This window comes from Confluentibacter lentus (genome assembly GCF_002806995.1).
GTDB lineage: Bacteria > Bacteroidota > Bacteroidia > Flavobacteriales > Flavobacteriaceae > Confluentibacter > Confluentibacter lentus.
This window is the reverse complement of record NZ_NIHE01000004.1, coordinates 88,730-105,018: the sequence shown is the minus strand read 5'-3', so window position 1 is coordinate 105,018 and position 16,289 is coordinate 88,730. Positions and strand designations below refer to the sequence as shown.

Below are 16,289 nucleotides of genomic sequence, written 5' to 3'. Positions count from 1 at the left end.
ATTTATGATGGATTATATCAAGATAAATATCAATCGGAGGTCAGCGTATTCGATAATCGCTTTAGTGCTTGGTCTTACATTTAATAATTTAGAGGCTCAAGTTCCAGCAGATACAAAACCTGCGCCTACTAATATAAATCAGAACGGTTGTCCTTGTATTTTTCAGGACAACCGTGTTCTTTTTACCGTAAGTGCTCCAGAAGCGACTAAAGTTCAGTTAGATTTAGGAAAGCTTTATGATATGCAAAAAGATGATAAAGGTGTTTGGACTGTAACAACCAATCCACAAGTACCTGGTTTTCATTACTATTCTTTAGTCATTGATGGTTTTAAATTTGCCGATCCTGCGAGTGAATCTTTTTATGGCACTGGAAGAATGGCTAGCGCAATTGATGTTCCAGAAGCAGGTGCTGACTTTTATAATATTAAAGATGTCCCTCATGGCAAAATAAGCTCTCATGTTTATTTTTCTAAAACTACGGGTACTTGGCGTAATATTAATATTTATACGCCTCCAGGATATGATGAAAATACCAGCAAAAACTACCCTGTTTTATACATTCAACATGGTGGCGGTGAAGATGAACGTGGTTGGGCAGTGCAAGGAAAAACTGGCTTCATTTTAGATAACTTAATTGCTGAAGGGAAAGCCGTTCCTATGATTGTGGCTATCCCGAACGGTAACGTTAACAAACCCGGTGTAAATGCCAGAGGTTATAATGATGAAGCGATGGCAGTCTTTAAGGAAGAATATTTTGAGAATATTATCCCTTTTGTAGAGAAAAATTATAGAGTAAAACCGGATGCGGCTAACAGAGCAATCTCAGGATTATCTATGGGTGGCGGACAAGCCTTTTTCACTGGTCTTCGTAATACAGACACATTTGATTATGTTGGCGTTTTTAGTACAGGCCTTTTTGGGGGGATTAGAGAACAAGCATCATTTGATGTGGAATCTGTAATCCCAGGAATATTAACTAATCCAGAAAAATTCAATAAGGGTCTGAAGCTATTTTATATTTCGGTCGGCGAACAAGACAACAGAATTGAAGCTACAAAAAAACTCATTGAAACCTTCAAAACGAAAGGGTTAAATGTGGATTTTGCATCATTCCCTGGCGACCATGAATGGCAAGTTTGGAGAAAATCACTTCATGATTTTGCCCAAAAGCTTTTTAAATAAATCATTTCCAGATAGTATCTGGCGACTTATAACTAAACTAAAATTCATAATGAAAACTAAGATTTCTTGGATTATTATGTTGACCCTATTTGCCAATAGCCTATTCCTTTGTGCGCAAAACATCCCTCCCACTACATCCTTAGTATATCCTGGTATAGATGGCAAACTGGTTTATGTTGCAGACAGTCTTGGTAATACAATTCCCGATTTTTCCAATGCAGGGTATAAAGGTGGTGGTGTTTCGATTCCTACCGTTGCTATAAAAGCAACTGTGTGGCCAATTTTGGGTGATAATTCGGAAAGAATCCAAAAAGTAATTGATAGTGTATCAGCACTTAATCCAGATTCTTATGGTTTTAGAGGTGCTATATTGCTTAAAATGGGATATTATCGACTTGAAAAACCCATTTATATAAAAGCTTCTGGCATCGTTTTACGTGGTGAAGGCATGGGTGATACAGGAACCATTCTTTATGGCGTTTTACCTCCTCGAGATCCAAATGCTACTGGCAGGCAACGATTTGCAAGACCCGACTTGATTAACATAGGAGCAGAAAATGGAGCTGAGCCGTTGGAAGACAGTAAGCAAACAATTACTGATAATTATGTTCCTGTTGGAGCTGTTAGTTTTAATGTGAAATCTGCCAAGGGTTTTAAAAAGGGAGATAAAGTATTTGTTAGACGCTTTGGTAATGAAGATTGGATTAAAGAATTAAAAATGAAGGACGAAATAGCTAACAGCAGGCAATGGAAATTTGACATCAATTATGACCGCGAAATTATTAATATAAATGGCAACACTATTACAATAGATGCTCCCATTTTTACTGCCATCGATTCACGTTGGGGAGGGGGCGAACTATTAAAATACAATGATAACCGTATAGAAAATGTAGGTATTGAAAATTTGCGTGGCGTATCAGATTATGACCCAACGGTGCGTACCACAACTTATGGTAATATGGACCGTGATGATTTGGACAGAACGTATCAATACCAAGGCGAAGAATATTATTCTGATGAAAATCATTATTATAATTTTATCAGTTTTGGCAATGCTAAAAATGCCTGGGTACGCAATGTGACCGCTTTGCATTTTGCCTACAGCGCTATAATAACGAGTGGAGCAACTAAATGGCTTACTGTTCAGGACTGTGTCTCTATGGAACCTGTTTCGGTTCGAGCCGGAGGCCGACGATTTACTTTTAAAATGAATGGGCAATTTGCCCTGGTTCAAAGATGCTTGTCCTATAAAGGCCGACACTCATTTGTGGGAGAAGGTTCCACCTCAAGCGGTAACGTATTTCTGGAATGTAAAGCTATCAATCCGTACTCAACAAGTGAACCCCATGGCTATTGGGTAAATGGTATACTTTACGACAATGTCCAAGCGCCATTAACTGCCAGATATTGGGACTTTGTCATGGGTTGGGCAGGAGCCAATGTTGTATTCTGGAATTGTGAGGGTGATTTCCTAATTCAAAATCCACCTACAGCACAAAATTATTCATTTGGTCACATTGGTGTAAATGCCGTTGTTTTTAATACAGCCTTAATGGATTTAACGAAACCAAATGGTCATGTAGAATCCATGGATAAACATATAATGCCAAAGAGTTTATACCTTACCCAACTTAAAGAACGATTGGGAATTGGAGCAGTGAATAACACCTTATTAAATACAGATCAATAGACTCATTAATATTGATAATTAAAATATATGTCCGTATGAAATTTTATAATCTTATTGTTTTACTTTTTTTAGGAAGTTTTTCAATCATAAATTCTTTAAATGCTCAAGATATCCCTCCTACTACATCCTTAGTATATCCTGGTATTGATGGTAAATTAGTTTATGTTGCAGATAGTCTTGGCAATACAATTCCTGATTTTTCCAATGCAGGTTATAAAGGTGGTGGAGTACCAATCCCCTATATTCAATCAAAAGCAACTGTTTGGCCTATTTTGGGAGATAATGCTGAAAGAATACAAAAAGTAATCGATAGTGTGTCTGCATTAACACCTGATGCTTTTGGTTTTAGAGGTGCAATTTTGCTGAAAGCAGGGTTTTATGTTCTTGAAAACCCACTTTACATCAAAGCTTCGGGTGTAGTATTAAGAGGCGAAGGCCAAGGTGATACAGGAACTATTCTGTATGCCAAAATACCTGCACCACAAGCAGCTAGTGGAGGTAGATTCAGAAGACCAGCTGTAATAAATATTTCTGGGGAATCTGGAATTACAATTGATGAAAATTCCACTCAGGATATTACAGATAAATATGTGCCCGTAGGAGCTAGAAGCTTTAATATTAAATCAGGAAAAGGATTTAAGGTAGGTGATAAAATTTCTATCAAAAGAATTGGAAATGAAGATTTCATCAAAGCTATTGGCCTTGATTCTGCTTCTGTTGGTAGAAATCAATGGCGACCTTTTGATATTACGTATGATCGTATCATAACTGCCATTAATGGGAACAGGATTACAGTGGATGCTCCCGTTTACACAGCTGTTGACAGTCAATGGGGTGGCGGAAATATCAGTAAATATTCAGATGAACGAATTGAGCAGGTAGGTGTTGAGAATTTACGTGGAATTTCAGAATATGATCCTTCTGTTCGTCAAACCGCCTACGGAAATATGGATAGAGATGATTTGGGCGAAGAACATAGATATCACGGCGAAGAATATTATTCTGATGAAAATCACCATAGCACTTTAGTAGACTTCAGTAATATTCAAAACGGATGGGTTCGAAATATTACAGCATTACATTTTGCAAATAGTGTTATTAATGCCAATGCAGGTACAAAATGGATTACTGTTCAGGACTGTGAGTCAAGGGAACCTGTTAGTCAAAGATGGGGAGGTAGACGATTTACCTTCCAAATGAATGGTCAGCTATTGTTGGTACAGCGCTGTATGGCTCAAAAAGGTCGGCACTCTTTTGTACTTCAAGGGTCTCAGGCAAGTGGCAATGTATTTTTAGAATGTGAAGCCATCAATCCGTATTCATCTAGTGAACCCCATAATCGCTGGTCAAACGGTGTTTTGTATGACAATGTAAAAGCTCCACTTACAGCACGATTTTGGGATTACATCATCGGCTGGGCCGGTGCAAATATTGTATTCTGGAACTGTGAAGGTGATTACCTAATTCAGAGCCCTCCAACAGCCAACAACTATTCGTTTGGTCATATTGGTGTTAATGCTGTAGTATTTAATGCTGCTTTACAAGATTTAACAAAACCAAATGGCCATGTTGAATCTATGGATACTCATGTTGCTCCAAGAAGTTTATACCTAACCCAACTTAAAGAACGTTTGGGGATGGAAGCTGTAAATAACATAATATCAAAGTTTTAGAAATGATTCGAAAACTATAAGTATTAAACAAATCAACTAAACAAAACATAATATGAAAAAATTATCTTTAGGCATTTTGATATTGATCATAGGAGTATTTACCTCTTGTGTTAAAAAAAGTGATCCCAACCCCGTATTGACCATTGAAGGTGGCCAAATTCAAGGTGTAGAAACCCCCACTGAGGGAATTATTGCTTACAAAGGTATACCATTTGCTGCACCTCCTGTAGGAGACCTGCGTTGGAAAGAACCACAACCAGTAATTCCTTGGGAAGGCATAAAAGTAGCCGATGCTTATGGTAACGCCGCCTCTCAAGTAACATGGAACCCTGAAAGTTTTTATGGTAGAGAATGGAGAGCTAGCGGATCAGTTCCTTTCAGTGAAGATTGTCTCTATCTGAATGTCTGGACTCCCGCAGCTGGTAAGACAGAATCGAAACTACCTGTGGCTTTATGGATACACGGGGGAGGATATCGTGAAGGATTTGCTTTTGAACCGGAAATGGACGGTGGAGAAGATTGGGCATCTCGCGGAGTAATTTTAGTACAAGTAACTTATCGTCTTGGTGTCATGGGGTTCTTCTCTCACCCATTATTGTCGAGCGAAAGCCCTAATGGTGTTTCAGGTAATTATGGTCTTCTGGATCAAGTTGCAGCGTTGAAATGGATTAATAATAATATCCAACAGTTTGGTGGTGATCCAAACAATATTACCATATTTGGTCAAAGTGCAGGTGCTGGGAGTGTAAAGTCGTTGGTTGCTTCTCCTCTATCAAAAAATTTGGTTAGTAAAGCAATAAGTATGAGTGGTGGTGGTTTAAACAGATCTGAAATGGGAATAACTTTGGATACCGCTCAAGTAACCAATAAGAAAATGATGGACTATTTTGACAAAACAACCTTAAATGACATGCGTACGCTTTCGTTTGATGAAATGCTTCAAATGGCAAGAGAGTATGCGGATACTACAAAAACCAATGTTTCATGGCGCCCCGTTATTGATAATTATTTATTGGAAGGTACTTTTAGTGAGGTCGCGCTTGCTAATAAAATTGCAGATATTCCCTATATTTTTGGATTTACTGCCAATGATGGAAATGATGCAACTCAGGCTATAAAAGATTTTGGAGCTTTACGAGCAGAACAAAGTGACCAGCCTACATTTGCCTATTTGTTTCAAAGACAATTACCAGGAGACGAAAATGGTGCTTTCCATTCTTCAGATTTGTGGTATGCATTCCATGCTTTTAAGCACAGTTGGAGACCTTTCAATAAGGGTGATGAAGCATTAAGCAATCAAATGGTGGACTATTACACCAATTTCGCTAAGTATGGTAATCCTAATGGTGAGAATGAAGGTCTATGGACTCCATACAGTACGGAAAATCCTAAGTTTATATTATTTGATGTGAATGGTGAAGTTGCTGATATATCTATGACCGACAGTCCAAAATACTTAGGGCCTTCACCAAGGAAGTAAATAAAATACAATGAACCGAATCAGCTTAAAAACTACAATATTCAATAATTAAAATATTTAAAATCAATACAATGAAATTAATTAGTGTTATTATTTTATTTTCTCTAAGTTTTATAAACCAATTACAAGCTCAGACTATTACCAAAGAAGAAATGATTTTTTTAACTTCAGAATGGCAAGGCGAACGTTTTGATGATGGTAGACCCAAAATTCCAGATGATTTATTGGAAAGAGCTAAAAATATTATGATTGATGATGCTTGGACGGTTTTAAGGAACGAAGGTTATTTAAACCAATATGCTGGCGATTGGAAAATGGTAAACCACAGCACTATGACAGGACGTGCTGTTACAGCCATGTATATGCCTAGCAGACCTGATGTCGAAAAAAACATAAAAGAAAGAGGTGCTTCTCAAGGGAGGAAAGGTAATACTAATTCTTGGCCTATAGATTTGTTATCAAAAGGTGATTTGTATGTTGCCGATGCTTACGGAAAGATAAGTGGGGGCCCTATTATGGGTGCCACTTTAGCAAACTCCATATTAAGTAAATCTGGTAATGGTGTGGTATTTAATGGGGCATCCAGAGATTTACAGGAAATACAAAATCTTGAAGGTTTTAATGCTTTTGTTCGTGATTTCCATCCTTCGTTTACGGAAGAAATGGTCCTTATGGGATTAAATACGCCCATTCGTATTGGTGATGCCATTGTAATTCCAGGCGATTTAGTAATTGCTACTAGAGAAGGTGTGCTTTTTGTTCCTGCACATATGGCCGAGCAAGTGGTAAGCACTGCAGAGTTTGTAACCAGAAAAGATCAATTTGGCTTTGAAATGGTTAAAACAGGCACATACAGTACAGGTGAAATTGATAGCCAATGGGGAGATGATATAAAAACTGCTTTTTTAAAGTGGCTTGAAAAACACCCTGAGTTAGGTAAAATGACACGCGCCGAACTAGATAAAGTGATGAGTAAAAGAACATGGTAATCGATAAGATTACCATTTTTTATATTCAAACCAAATAGACAAATGAAAAAACTTTTATTAATTAGCTTATTTATAGCAAACGTTTTATTTCCATATAGAACAGATGCGCAGATTAGACTACCCTCCATTATAAGTGATAATATGGTATTGCAACAAAACTCAGAAGCGACACTTTGGGGTTGGTCGGGTGCCAGCGAACGTTTTGTTATTATTTCTTCTTGGAAAGAAGAAGTCGATACGGTGCAAGCCTCCAACATTGGAAAATGGAAAGCGAAAATTAAAACGCCTTCAGCTGGAGGTCCATATACCATCACCTTAAAAGGTATGAACAGGTTTAGACCAACACCGAGTATTGTACTAGAAAATATCATGATAGGAGAAGTATGGTTGCTTTCTGGGCAGTCCAATATGGAAATGAGCAATAACCAACAAATAAAAAATATTTTACCAACCAGTGCGAATAATAATATCCGATTCTTTACAGTAGATAAAAAAGCCTCTGAATATCCTCAAGACCACGCCGATGGCGATTGGGTATCATGCGATGAAGAAACCTTAAAACGTTTTAGTGCTGCTGGTTACTTCTTTGGAAAAAAAATACACGAAGAATTGAATGTGCCTATCGGTTTGATTCAATCCGCATGGTCTGGAACGCCTATAGAACTCTGGGAACCCGCATCTGTCATAGATTCAGATCCTATCATGAAAAAAGCCGCCAGTGAAATTGTAGTGAAAACGCATAGACCACATCAACCCGGCTATCTCTTCAATGCCATGATTTATCCTATTTCAAATTATACCATTAAAGGTGCACTTTGGTACCAAGGGGAAAGCAATACACCAAGAGCCTATGCCTATGAAAAAATGTTAAATGGCTTGATTGGATCTTGGCGTGAGGCCTTCCAAAATGATTTTCCATTCTACTACGTACAGATTGCACCATGGAAATACGAGACTTCTTTGTATGAAGGGGCTTTGCTTCAAGAAGCACAATCAAAATCACTTTCATATCCTAAAACTGGCATGGTGGTAATTACCGACCTCGTAGATGATGTCACCAACCTACACCCTCAAAATAAAAAGGACGTAGGAGAACGTTTAGCCCTATTGGCACTTGCTGAAACTTATGGAAAAAACATTCCTGTTTATAAGAGCCCCATATTGAAAAAGATGGAAATCAATAAAGGAAAAGTTAACCTATATTTCAGTGATTCACCGAACGGTTTTATCACCAAAGATGGTGGCAAGCCCACGGAATTTATGATAGCCGGAAGCGATAAGAAATTTTTACCTGCAGATGTGAAACTAGAAAAAGGTAGAATAGTTGTTTCAAATAAAAATATTAAAGAACCTGTAGCAGTTAGATTTTCATTTAGCAACACAGGAATGTCTAATGTGTTGAGTAAAGAAGGATTTCCTATTGTTCCATTTAGAACGGATACTTGGGAAGTTGATTAGACTCAATATACAAAGAAACGCTTGAGCTATTATATGAAGTAAGGCATTTTTTTGATGAAAGCTCTGGCGTATTTAAATACTTTGAGAATATTGGACGTTTTCTATTTTCTCTAAAAAACTAATTACAACGATGCTAAACTAACAATTACCCATGCCACACTCAAGCACTCTTTCAGGAAGGTTATCTCCTTCATTTTTCATTTATTCTGGTTTCATTCTTCTTTTAGTCAGTTGCAATGTTAAGCAGTCAGAACCTTTAGCGACGCAACAACACATTGAATGGAAAGACTATGGCGGAGGTCCCGATCATTCAAAATTTGTGGAATTCACCCAGATTACCAAGAAAAATGTCAATGAACTAGACGTAGCATTTATAGTGCCCACCTATGATAATTCCAATTATAATTTCAACCCTATTATCGTAGATAACGTGATGTACGTAATGGGTCGAAACAACTCGATTATTGCAGTTGATGCTAGTACTGGCAAAGAAATTTGGATTCATGAGAATCTCAAAGGAATCATTACCCGCGGCATCAATTTCTGGCAAAGCGAGGATAAGAGCCAAAAACGACTGATTATTTTTCTTAACAATACCATGCAGGCCATTGATGCCATTACCGGAAAGTCCATCATGGACTTTGGTGATACCGGTCCCGGATATACCGATATGCGCCTTGGAGTAGATCGGGATCCTGAAACACTGGGTCGTATGATGCCAGTTATTCCCGGTCATATATTTGAAGACCTGATTCTGGTTGGTTCAGCTCCAGGAGAAAATCCATTTGTTGGGCCTGGCCATCTTCGTGCTTATAGTGTCATCACTGGAAAAATGGCATGGATTTTTCATACCATCCCACTCCCAGGCGAATATGGCTACGAAACTTGGCCAAAAGATGCTTACAAATACGTTGGCGCTACCAATACTTGGGGTGAAATCTCTGTAGATGCGGAACGTGGCATTGCCTATTTCCCAACAGGTTCTCCAACTTATGATTTTGATGGTGCAGATCGGCAAGGCGATAATTTATTTGGAAATTGCATCATCGCCCTTGATGCACGTACGGGTAAAAGACTATGGCATTTCCAAACTGTACATCATGATATTTGGGATTATGACTTGACAGCTGCACCTCAGTTGATTACCGTTCAGCACGAGGGCAAAAAGGTAGATGCTGTGGCCGTTGCTGCCAAAACAGGATTTTTGTACGTGTTTGATCGGGTAACCGGCAAACCACTTTGGCCTATTGAGGAAAGACCCGTTCCGCAAAGTGACATGCCTAATGAAAAATCATCGCCAACCCAACCCTTTCCTACTGTCATACCACCTTTCAACCGCCAAGTAGTAACTGCTGATGATCTGAATCCTTATTGGAGCAACGAAAAACGTGAAGAAATGATTGAAAGAATTAGTAAAGCGAAAGTAGGATTGTTCCAGCCACTCTCCGACAAATATGAAACCATTGCCATTCCAGGCTCTACGGGTGGTGCCAATTATGGCAATACGGCGGCAAATCCCAAAAAAGGCATTGTTTATGTTCAAACTAAAGAATCTGCATCTATATATCGCTTAAAAATTAGGGAACCGATAAAGAACAACTCGGAACTGTCTGGTGATCTAATAGCAAAAGCAGAGGCTTCATATAAACAAACTTGTTTGGTTTGCCATGGCGCTGATAAAAATGGTTTGGAGGGATTAGGAACTAGTTTGCTCACTATGGATAGAAGTGGCGGATTGGATGCCTTCAAATTGACAGTGACCAATGGTAAGGGTCGAATGCCCGCCATGCCACACCTAGATAGTGAAACCTTGAGCAATCTATACACCTACCTTGCATCCTTAGCCAGAACAAGAGGTAATAACAGCCAACAAGAGCAGGTACCCGAGCCATCGGGGCCTGTAGTAGCTTCGGGGGGAGTAAAAGTTCCTGATTACCCACCACGAAAAGAAGTTGGGTACCCCAAGGATTACATGGGTCCTAAAGCAATTTATATAGAATCCAATAACTATGGTGAAGCAGCTAACGATATTTTAACACCCGCGTGGTCATGGATTGTCGCTTATGATTTAAATAAGGGCGAAATCAAATGGAAAGTGCCCCTAGGTGATGATGATGATATTGATAATGAAGAAAATACGGGAACAGCCAACGGATCCTTACGAAAAGGAATGGTTGTTACGGCAACGGGGCTCGTATTTGCCACAGCCGGGGATGGTAGGGTTTATGCTTATGATGCTGATAATGGCAATATTCTTTGGAAAAAAGAAGTAGGACGAACAAATCCTCAGGGAATTCCTGCCATGTATGAATCTAATGGGCAGCAATACCTTGTAATTTGCTCAACTGGACGTTTAAAGTATGATACACTAAAAGAAGAGGACATTCCGAAAGGATATGTGGTTTATGCGCTTCCTAAAAAGTAAGGAAAATAAATTCCAAAAAGATAGTTTACACCTAAATATATCAACAGCAATCTAACTAAAGTTTTTTTATAAAAAAATGCCACGTGTTTTGCGTGGCATCTTTTTATTTACTCAGAGTTCTTTTATTTCATTTTTAATCTGAATACATTATTTGTAGCTGTAATGTACATTGTTTTTTCATCTGGAGAAAAAGCAAGATTGGCAACACTTAATCTACTAAATTTAATTCTACCAATAAGTTTTGCGTTTTTATTGAATATCCAAACACCGTCTGGTCCCGTAGCATATACATTACCTGATTTATCAATTTTCAATCCGTCGCAACCTCCCATGCCTTTTTCTTGAGCAACATTGTAAAATACACGTTTGTTTTTTAAGTTTCCATCTTTATCAATATCATATAGAAACCATCCTTTATCAGCACCATCGGTACTAGCAACAATCATGGTTTTTTTATCAGGGAAAATAGCAAGTCCGTTTGGTTGTGGAATGGCATCATCTTGAAGCGTTACTTTTCCTTGTTTATCCATTTTATAAACACCTTGGAAAGAGATTTGCTTTTTTGGGTCGTTCATACCGCCTTCAAAACCATACATAGGATCTGTAAAATACAAATCGCCTTTATCAGATATTACCAAATCATTTGGACTATTTAATTTTTTGCCATCATATTCCCCAGCAACTGTTACATACTTTGTTTGTGGCGCATTAAGCGGTGCATCCATTCTAGCTACTCTGCGGTCACCATGTTGAGCAATTAGCAATTCTCCCTTTTTTGAAAGATACAATCCGTTAGAACCCATAAATCCACCTCTTGATTCGCTTGCTGTATAACCAGATGGTTTTAAATACACTTCTTTACCTTTAGCTTCTGTCCATTTATAAATCGTATTTGCAGGAACATCAGAAAACAACAACATCTTTTCTTTTTCAATCCATAATGGCCCTTCCGTGAATTGGCAGCCATCAACGATTTTTTCAACTTTGGCGTCTTTATTTATAACGCTTGATAGTTCATTTGAAATAAATTCTATCGTTCCTTGCTCTTGAGCAAATCCATAAGACGTTGTAATGAGAACAATAAGACTCCAACCTAATTTTATTTGTTTTTTCATTTAATTATTCTTTATTATGTTTAGTAAAATTGATGTTTCTATAAATAATTTACGTAACCTTCCATATTGGTTTTAATTTTAAAAACCTTACTGTAACTTACAATATATAAGGTTTTCATGTCTTCGTCACCAAAACAAAGACTTACTGGAAATGATGGTAAATTTATCATTCCTATATATTCACCTTTATTATTGAAGATTTGAACGCCATAATAAGTACCAACGTAAATATTGCCCATTTTATCAATCGCCATACCATCGGCACTAGAGGATTTTCCTTTTCTATCAAGTACGTTTCCTGTTAAAAATAGCTGAGCAAATTGTCGCCCGTTAGTTATTGTTCCATCGTCTTTCACATCATAAGCCCAAATAAAATTATCCTTCTCACTGTTTACAGGATACCATGATTCATTATCATAGCAATTATTTATATAGAGTGTTTTTCCGTCAGGTGACAATAAAATACCATTAGGCATGGCAAACTCGTTTGGCTCAGTAATTCTGGTTATTTTACCTTCAGCAGACACATAATACACCGCACGACCAGGCTGATTTTTTTCTGGTTCCATAGTAAATTGAGGGTCGGTAAAATAGAAACCACCTTTGGAATCTGTAATCACATCGTTAGGACCGTCAATTGGTTTTCCATCATATTTATCAACCAAAACCTTAACTACTTGTCCACTAGTTGTCATTTCCACAACACGATGTCCAATCATATCACAAACAATCAGATTGCCATTTTTATAAGGATATAAACCATTGGCTTGCATTTTGCCTTCGGTGATGTTTTTGTAGCTTCCGTCTGGAGATAATTCTACAATGGAACTCTTTTTTGGATCGGCATTCCAACTTTGGTCAAAATACATATTCGAAAAATACACTTTACCATTCATCCATTTAGGTCCTTCACTAAACGTTAAAGATGGTTGTGTTTTTGTGCCATCAACCAATAATTCAGGTTTTGAATCTTTAGGAATTATGGTATGATAAGCAGTTAAAACCGCTTTTTCCTTTTCAGAATAATCTGCTCTGGCTGGCCAAAAAATATCCAAGGCATCACACCCAAGTTCGCTAATATAAGCACCATGAACCATATTACCTGGTAAGCGAACAACATCATTTTCTCCCATGTGTGCTTTGCCATCAAGAATGATTTCATCACATTCACCGCGCATTACAAACATCATTTGTTCTTCTGGATGAATATGGTGTGGAAATGTAGAACCTGGATCCATAGAAATAAAACTTAACTGTGTATTTCTTCCGGAAATCAGTCTAGAATGTGCACCATCAGCTAATTTTGTTAGTTGAAAATTATATAAATCGTAAACATTATTAGGGTCAACATTAGGTTCTTGGTAGGTTCTAACATCCAGTATCTCATTTGGAAGGTTTTCAATACCTAATTTTTGAAGATAATCCAATCGTAACGGACTAGCAACTTCCAGTATTTTAGCTTCAGATCCCCCAGCAATAATGCTGATTTTAGTACCTTTTTGTAAATAAACAAATTCTGTTTTTGGTGTACCGCTATGGCTTCCGTCTGGTTCCTCTCTTTGAATGTTAACAAGTGTTTCAGGCTTTCCGTTAATTAATACATTAACTGTTCCTTTTTGAACAAAAATAAAGCAATCTGAAGGTAGAACAGTTTCTGGAATTTCGGTATTTGCTGCCATTTCAACAACACTTACCATATTGCCAGTGCCCCAGAAAATTTTTGCATGGACACCTGTAGAAAGTTCTAGACTATCAACATTATTAAGATTCTTTACTTTACCCGCTTCAAGGTTAGATTCAATATCATTGTTTGGTAAATCGGTAAGTTCTCTAACAGAAAGATTATGCTGACTGATTAGTTCTTGGTTTATACCTTGCCATTCTGGTGTATTTGATTGTTTACACTGAATGAAAGCAAAAACTGTAACAGTTAATAAAACACTGCTAAATATTCTTTTAGATAATTTCAAATCCATTAGTTTAGTTTTTAGTTTAATTAAAGCTATAAAAATAACTATTTTAAGATAAATCTTGCTTTCAAAAAAGTTAAGATTTAAAAAAATAAACACATTTAAATATTTAAGTAATTGTAGAAATAAATCTATTATACAACATGTTAAAACCATAAATTCATCTTAGGCATATATATAAAAAATACCTATATTAGTTTTTTTGAAAACAGGCTTGTTGATTTTATTTTTCTAATGAAATAACATCCTTTTATTAACACTATAACTAAATTAAAAAAACTAAAAATGAACTTTATTAATTCTATTAAACAAACGAAACTACATCTTCTTATTCCAACCATGCTAATTTTAAACAGTTCTTGTAAAAATTCCCAAGCTTTATTTCTAGAAAATGCTTCTAATTGGGAAAAAAACGGAAATGCTACTTGGGAGTTTTCAGATGGCATCCTTTCTGGAAGCATTACTAGGGGAAACAGTTTTGTCGTTACAAATGAAAAATATGATAATTATATTTTAGAATTGGAATTTAATCCTGATGCTGTTATAAATTCTGGTGTTTATATCCATTGTGGAGAAAAAGTTTTCAATACAGAAAAATGTTACGAAGTAAATATTTCTGATAACAATGCAACACAAGCGAATAGAACAGGTTCTATTGTGCCTATCGGCCCACAATTAGTCGCTGTTGAAACTGTTAATAAATGGAATACACTTAAGATTAAAGTAGACGGCAATCATTTTCAAGTTTGGACTAATGGTATATTAACTGGTGAGGCTACCGACGATAAACTATCTGATGGTTTTATTGCATTACAAGCATTAGGAAATAATCAAACTGATGGGAAGATTCAATTTAAAAACATTAAAATAACACCTTTAAAATAATAAAAATTAAAAGGTTATAAATTAAAAAACCACTTCAAAATGAAGTGGTTTTTTGTTAAATAATAATTATAGTTGAACGTTAATTATTAGTTAGTTTTTTCAAAGAATGGCGCATTACCGCGTTTGTATTCTCTCATGGCTTCAATGTTAAGATCAACACCAATTCCTGGCTTGTTAGATACTGTAACAAAACTGTCTTTTACCCAGTCGCCTTCATCATAAATTACAATCTTTTTGTACATTTCATCAGTATGGAAATATGATTGCCATTCCATTAAATGGAAGTTAGGAACAGACGCACAAACGTGAGCACAAGCCATAGCTCCTAAGAATGATGCCACCATGTGAGGAGAGAATGGTACATAGTATAAATTAGCTAAGTTAGCAATACGCTGACCTTCTCCTAGTCCACCACATTTTTGTAAATCCGGCATGATGATATCTACACCGTTATCAAGTAATTGTTTGAAACCATGACCAAGATATACGTTTTCACCTGCAGAAATTGGAACACTAGTTTCTTGTGTTAGAGCTTTAAATGCATCAAAGTTTTCTGCTGGAATTGGTTCTTCTAACCATGTTAAGTTTAAATCTCCCACTTTACTAGCAATAGCTTGCGCAGTTACATGATCGTAACGTCCGTGCATATCCACACACAAGTCTACTTTTGGTCCTACAGCTTTACGCACCGCTGCTAATTGATTGTACATTCTTGATATTTCACCTGGGCTAGCTGTCCAGTTGTAACGGTCATATTTATCAGGATCTTGAGCATAATCAAGATCGAATTTTAAAGCATTGAATCCCCAATTTTTGATAGCATCCGTTGCTGCTTTAGCAAAATCTTCAGGGGTTGGGAATCTTACACGATACAACGCCGTATCGCAATATACTCTTACTTTATCTCTAAATTTACCTCCAAGTAATTGATAAACAGGCAAATCTAATGCTTTACCTGATAAATCCCATAGTGCCGTTTCAATAGCAGAAAGTACAGCTACATACATACCTGACTGACCACCACCAAAGTGACCTCCTCTTCTTATGTCTTCAAATATTTTATGAACATTAAATGGACTCTGACCTCTTAATCTACGTCCAAAACTGTCAACTAAATTTTCAGATCCTCTAATAGCATCAACACCTTCACCACAACCATATATCCCTTGGTCGCTATTAATTTTCACAAATAAGCTACCTCCGATGATTCCGTATTGAACATCCGTAATTTTTATTGCAGATGGTGCAGAAAGTTTAGGTTGATCGTCAATCTTATTTGTATAAGTTTTACCGAAAGTCTCTGAAAAAGCAGTGGCTCCGATTACACCCGCTCCAGCTATCGCTCCCTTAGTCAAAAACGAACGTCTCGAAAATGATTGTTTCATAATTTTAATTGTTTGTTTATTAGTAATTTGATT

Annotated in this window: 11 protein-coding genes; 8 read left to right on the top strand and 3 right to left on the bottom strand. The window is 36.9% G+C overall.

Annotated elements, in window-relative coordinates; genetic code table 11:
* The first annotated feature begins 4 nt into the window (after nucleotides 1-4).
* The 7 genes from CDH50_RS09450 (at nucleotide 5) to CDH50_RS09420 (ending at nucleotide 10,901) form a co-directional block, all read left to right on the top strand.
* Nucleotides 5-1,183 carry an alpha/beta hydrolase-fold protein gene (locus CDH50_RS09450; RefSeq protein WP_198513478.1) on the top strand — a complete coding sequence of 393 codons (1,179 nt, stop codon included), beginning with the start codon at nucleotides 5-7 and terminating at the stop codon, nucleotides 1,181-1,183.
* 49 nt (nucleotides 1,184-1,232) lie between these two features.
* Nucleotides 1,233-2,876, top strand: a complete 1,644-nt coding sequence (locus tag CDH50_RS09445; RefSeq protein ID WP_157804961.1) for a hypothetical protein — start codon at nucleotides 1,233-1,235, stop codon at nucleotides 2,874-2,876.
* Nucleotides 2,877-2,911: 35 nt separating this feature from the next.
* Nucleotides 2,912-4,549 (top strand): hypothetical protein, encoded by a 1,638-nt coding sequence (locus CDH50_RS09440; protein WP_100611923.1) that lies wholly within the window; start codon nucleotides 2,912-2,914, stop codon nucleotides 4,547-4,549.
* A 52-nt stretch (nucleotides 4,550-4,601) separates the two neighbouring features.
* Entirely contained in the window at nucleotides 4,602-6,029 is a 1,428-nt protein-coding gene (locus tag CDH50_RS09435) for a carboxylesterase/lipase family protein (RefSeq protein WP_100611921.1), read from the top strand.
* Between the two features lie 71 nt (nucleotides 6,030-6,100).
* Nucleotides 6,101-7,018 (top strand): RraA family protein, encoded by a 918-nt coding sequence (locus tag CDH50_RS09430; protein WP_100611919.1) that lies wholly within the window; start codon nucleotides 6,101-6,103, stop codon nucleotides 7,016-7,018.
* Nucleotides 7,019-7,060: 42 nt separating this feature from the next.
* Complete coding sequence (locus tag CDH50_RS09425) at nucleotides 7,061-8,476, top strand: sialate O-acetylesterase (protein ID WP_100611917.1); 1,416 nt, start codon at nucleotides 7,061-7,063, stop codon at nucleotides 8,474-8,476.
* Between the two features lie 151 nt (nucleotides 8,477-8,627).
* Nucleotides 8,628-10,901 carry an outer membrane protein assembly factor BamB family protein gene (locus CDH50_RS09420; protein ID WP_100611915.1) on the top strand — a complete coding sequence of 758 codons (2,274 nt, stop codon included), beginning with the start codon at nucleotides 8,628-8,630 and terminating at the stop codon, nucleotides 10,899-10,901.
* A 122-nt stretch (nucleotides 10,902-11,023) separates the two neighbouring features.
* On the opposite strand, the gene CDH50_RS09415 is transcribed toward CDH50_RS09420, so the two are convergent.
* Nucleotides 11,024-12,016 (bottom strand): SMP-30/gluconolactonase/LRE family protein, encoded by a 993-nt coding sequence (locus tag CDH50_RS09415; RefSeq protein WP_100611914.1) that lies wholly within the window; start codon nucleotides 12,014-12,016, stop codon nucleotides 11,024-11,026.
* Between the two features lie 38 nt (nucleotides 12,017-12,054).
* The gene (locus tag CDH50_RS09410; RefSeq protein ID WP_100612178.1) at nucleotides 12,055-13,992 is read right to left on the bottom strand and encodes an SMP-30/gluconolactonase/LRE family protein; all 1,938 of its coding nucleotides are present in this window, start codon (nucleotides 13,990-13,992) and stop codon (nucleotides 12,055-12,057) included.
* Between the two features lie 279 nt (nucleotides 13,993-14,271).
* Here CDH50_RS09410 and CDH50_RS09405 point away from each other — a divergent pair, with 279 nt between their 5' ends.
* The gene (locus CDH50_RS09405) at nucleotides 14,272-14,871 is read left to right on the top strand and encodes a 3-keto-disaccharide hydrolase (RefSeq protein WP_100611912.1); all 600 of its coding nucleotides are present in this window, start codon (nucleotides 14,272-14,274) and stop codon (nucleotides 14,869-14,871) included.
* A gap of 86 nt (nucleotides 14,872-14,957) precedes the next feature.
* Here the strand turns inward: CDH50_RS09405 and CDH50_RS09400 are convergent, their stop codons facing one another.
* Complete coding sequence (locus CDH50_RS09400) at nucleotides 14,958-16,256, bottom strand: mandelate racemase/muconate lactonizing enzyme family protein (protein ID WP_100611910.1); 1,299 nt, start codon at nucleotides 16,254-16,256, stop codon at nucleotides 14,958-14,960.
* Nucleotides 16,257-16,289: the final 33 nt, after the last annotated feature.

Coding starts and splice junctions, on each gene's coding strand:
- CDH50_RS09400 (WP_100611910.1), bottom strand. CDS start 16,256: ATGAAACAATCATTTTCGAGACGTTCGTTTTTGACTAAGGGAGCGATA.
- CDH50_RS09425 (WP_100611917.1), top strand. CDS start 7,061: ATGAAAAAACTTTTATTAATTAGCTTATTTATAGCAAACGTTTTATTT.
- CDH50_RS09420 (WP_100611915.1), top strand. CDS start 8,628: ATGCCACACTCAAGCACTCTTTCAGGAAGGTTATCTCCTTCATTTTTC.
- CDH50_RS09445 (WP_157804961.1), top strand. CDS start 1,233: ATGAAAACTAAGATTTCTTGGATTATTATGTTGACCCTATTTGCCAAT.
- CDH50_RS09405 (WP_100611912.1), top strand. CDS start 14,272: ATGAACTTTATTAATTCTATTAAACAAACGAAACTACATCTTCTTATT.
- CDH50_RS09435 (WP_100611921.1), top strand. CDS start 4,602: ATGAAAAAATTATCTTTAGGCATTTTGATATTGATCATAGGAGTATTT.
- CDH50_RS09430 (WP_100611919.1), top strand. CDS start 6,101: ATGAAATTAATTAGTGTTATTATTTTATTTTCTCTAAGTTTTATAAAC.
- CDH50_RS09440 (WP_100611923.1), top strand. CDS start 2,912: ATGAAATTTTATAATCTTATTGTTTTACTTTTTTTAGGAAGTTTTTCA.
- CDH50_RS09450 (WP_198513478.1), top strand. CDS start 5: ATGATGGATTATATCAAGATAAATATCAATCGGAGGTCAGCGTATTCG.
- CDH50_RS09410 (WP_100612178.1), bottom strand. CDS start 13,992: ATGGATTTGAAATTATCTAAAAGAATATTTAGCAGTGTTTTATTAACT.
- CDH50_RS09415 (WP_100611914.1), bottom strand. CDS start 12,016: ATGAAAAAACAAATAAAATTAGGTTGGAGTCTTATTGTTCTCATTACA.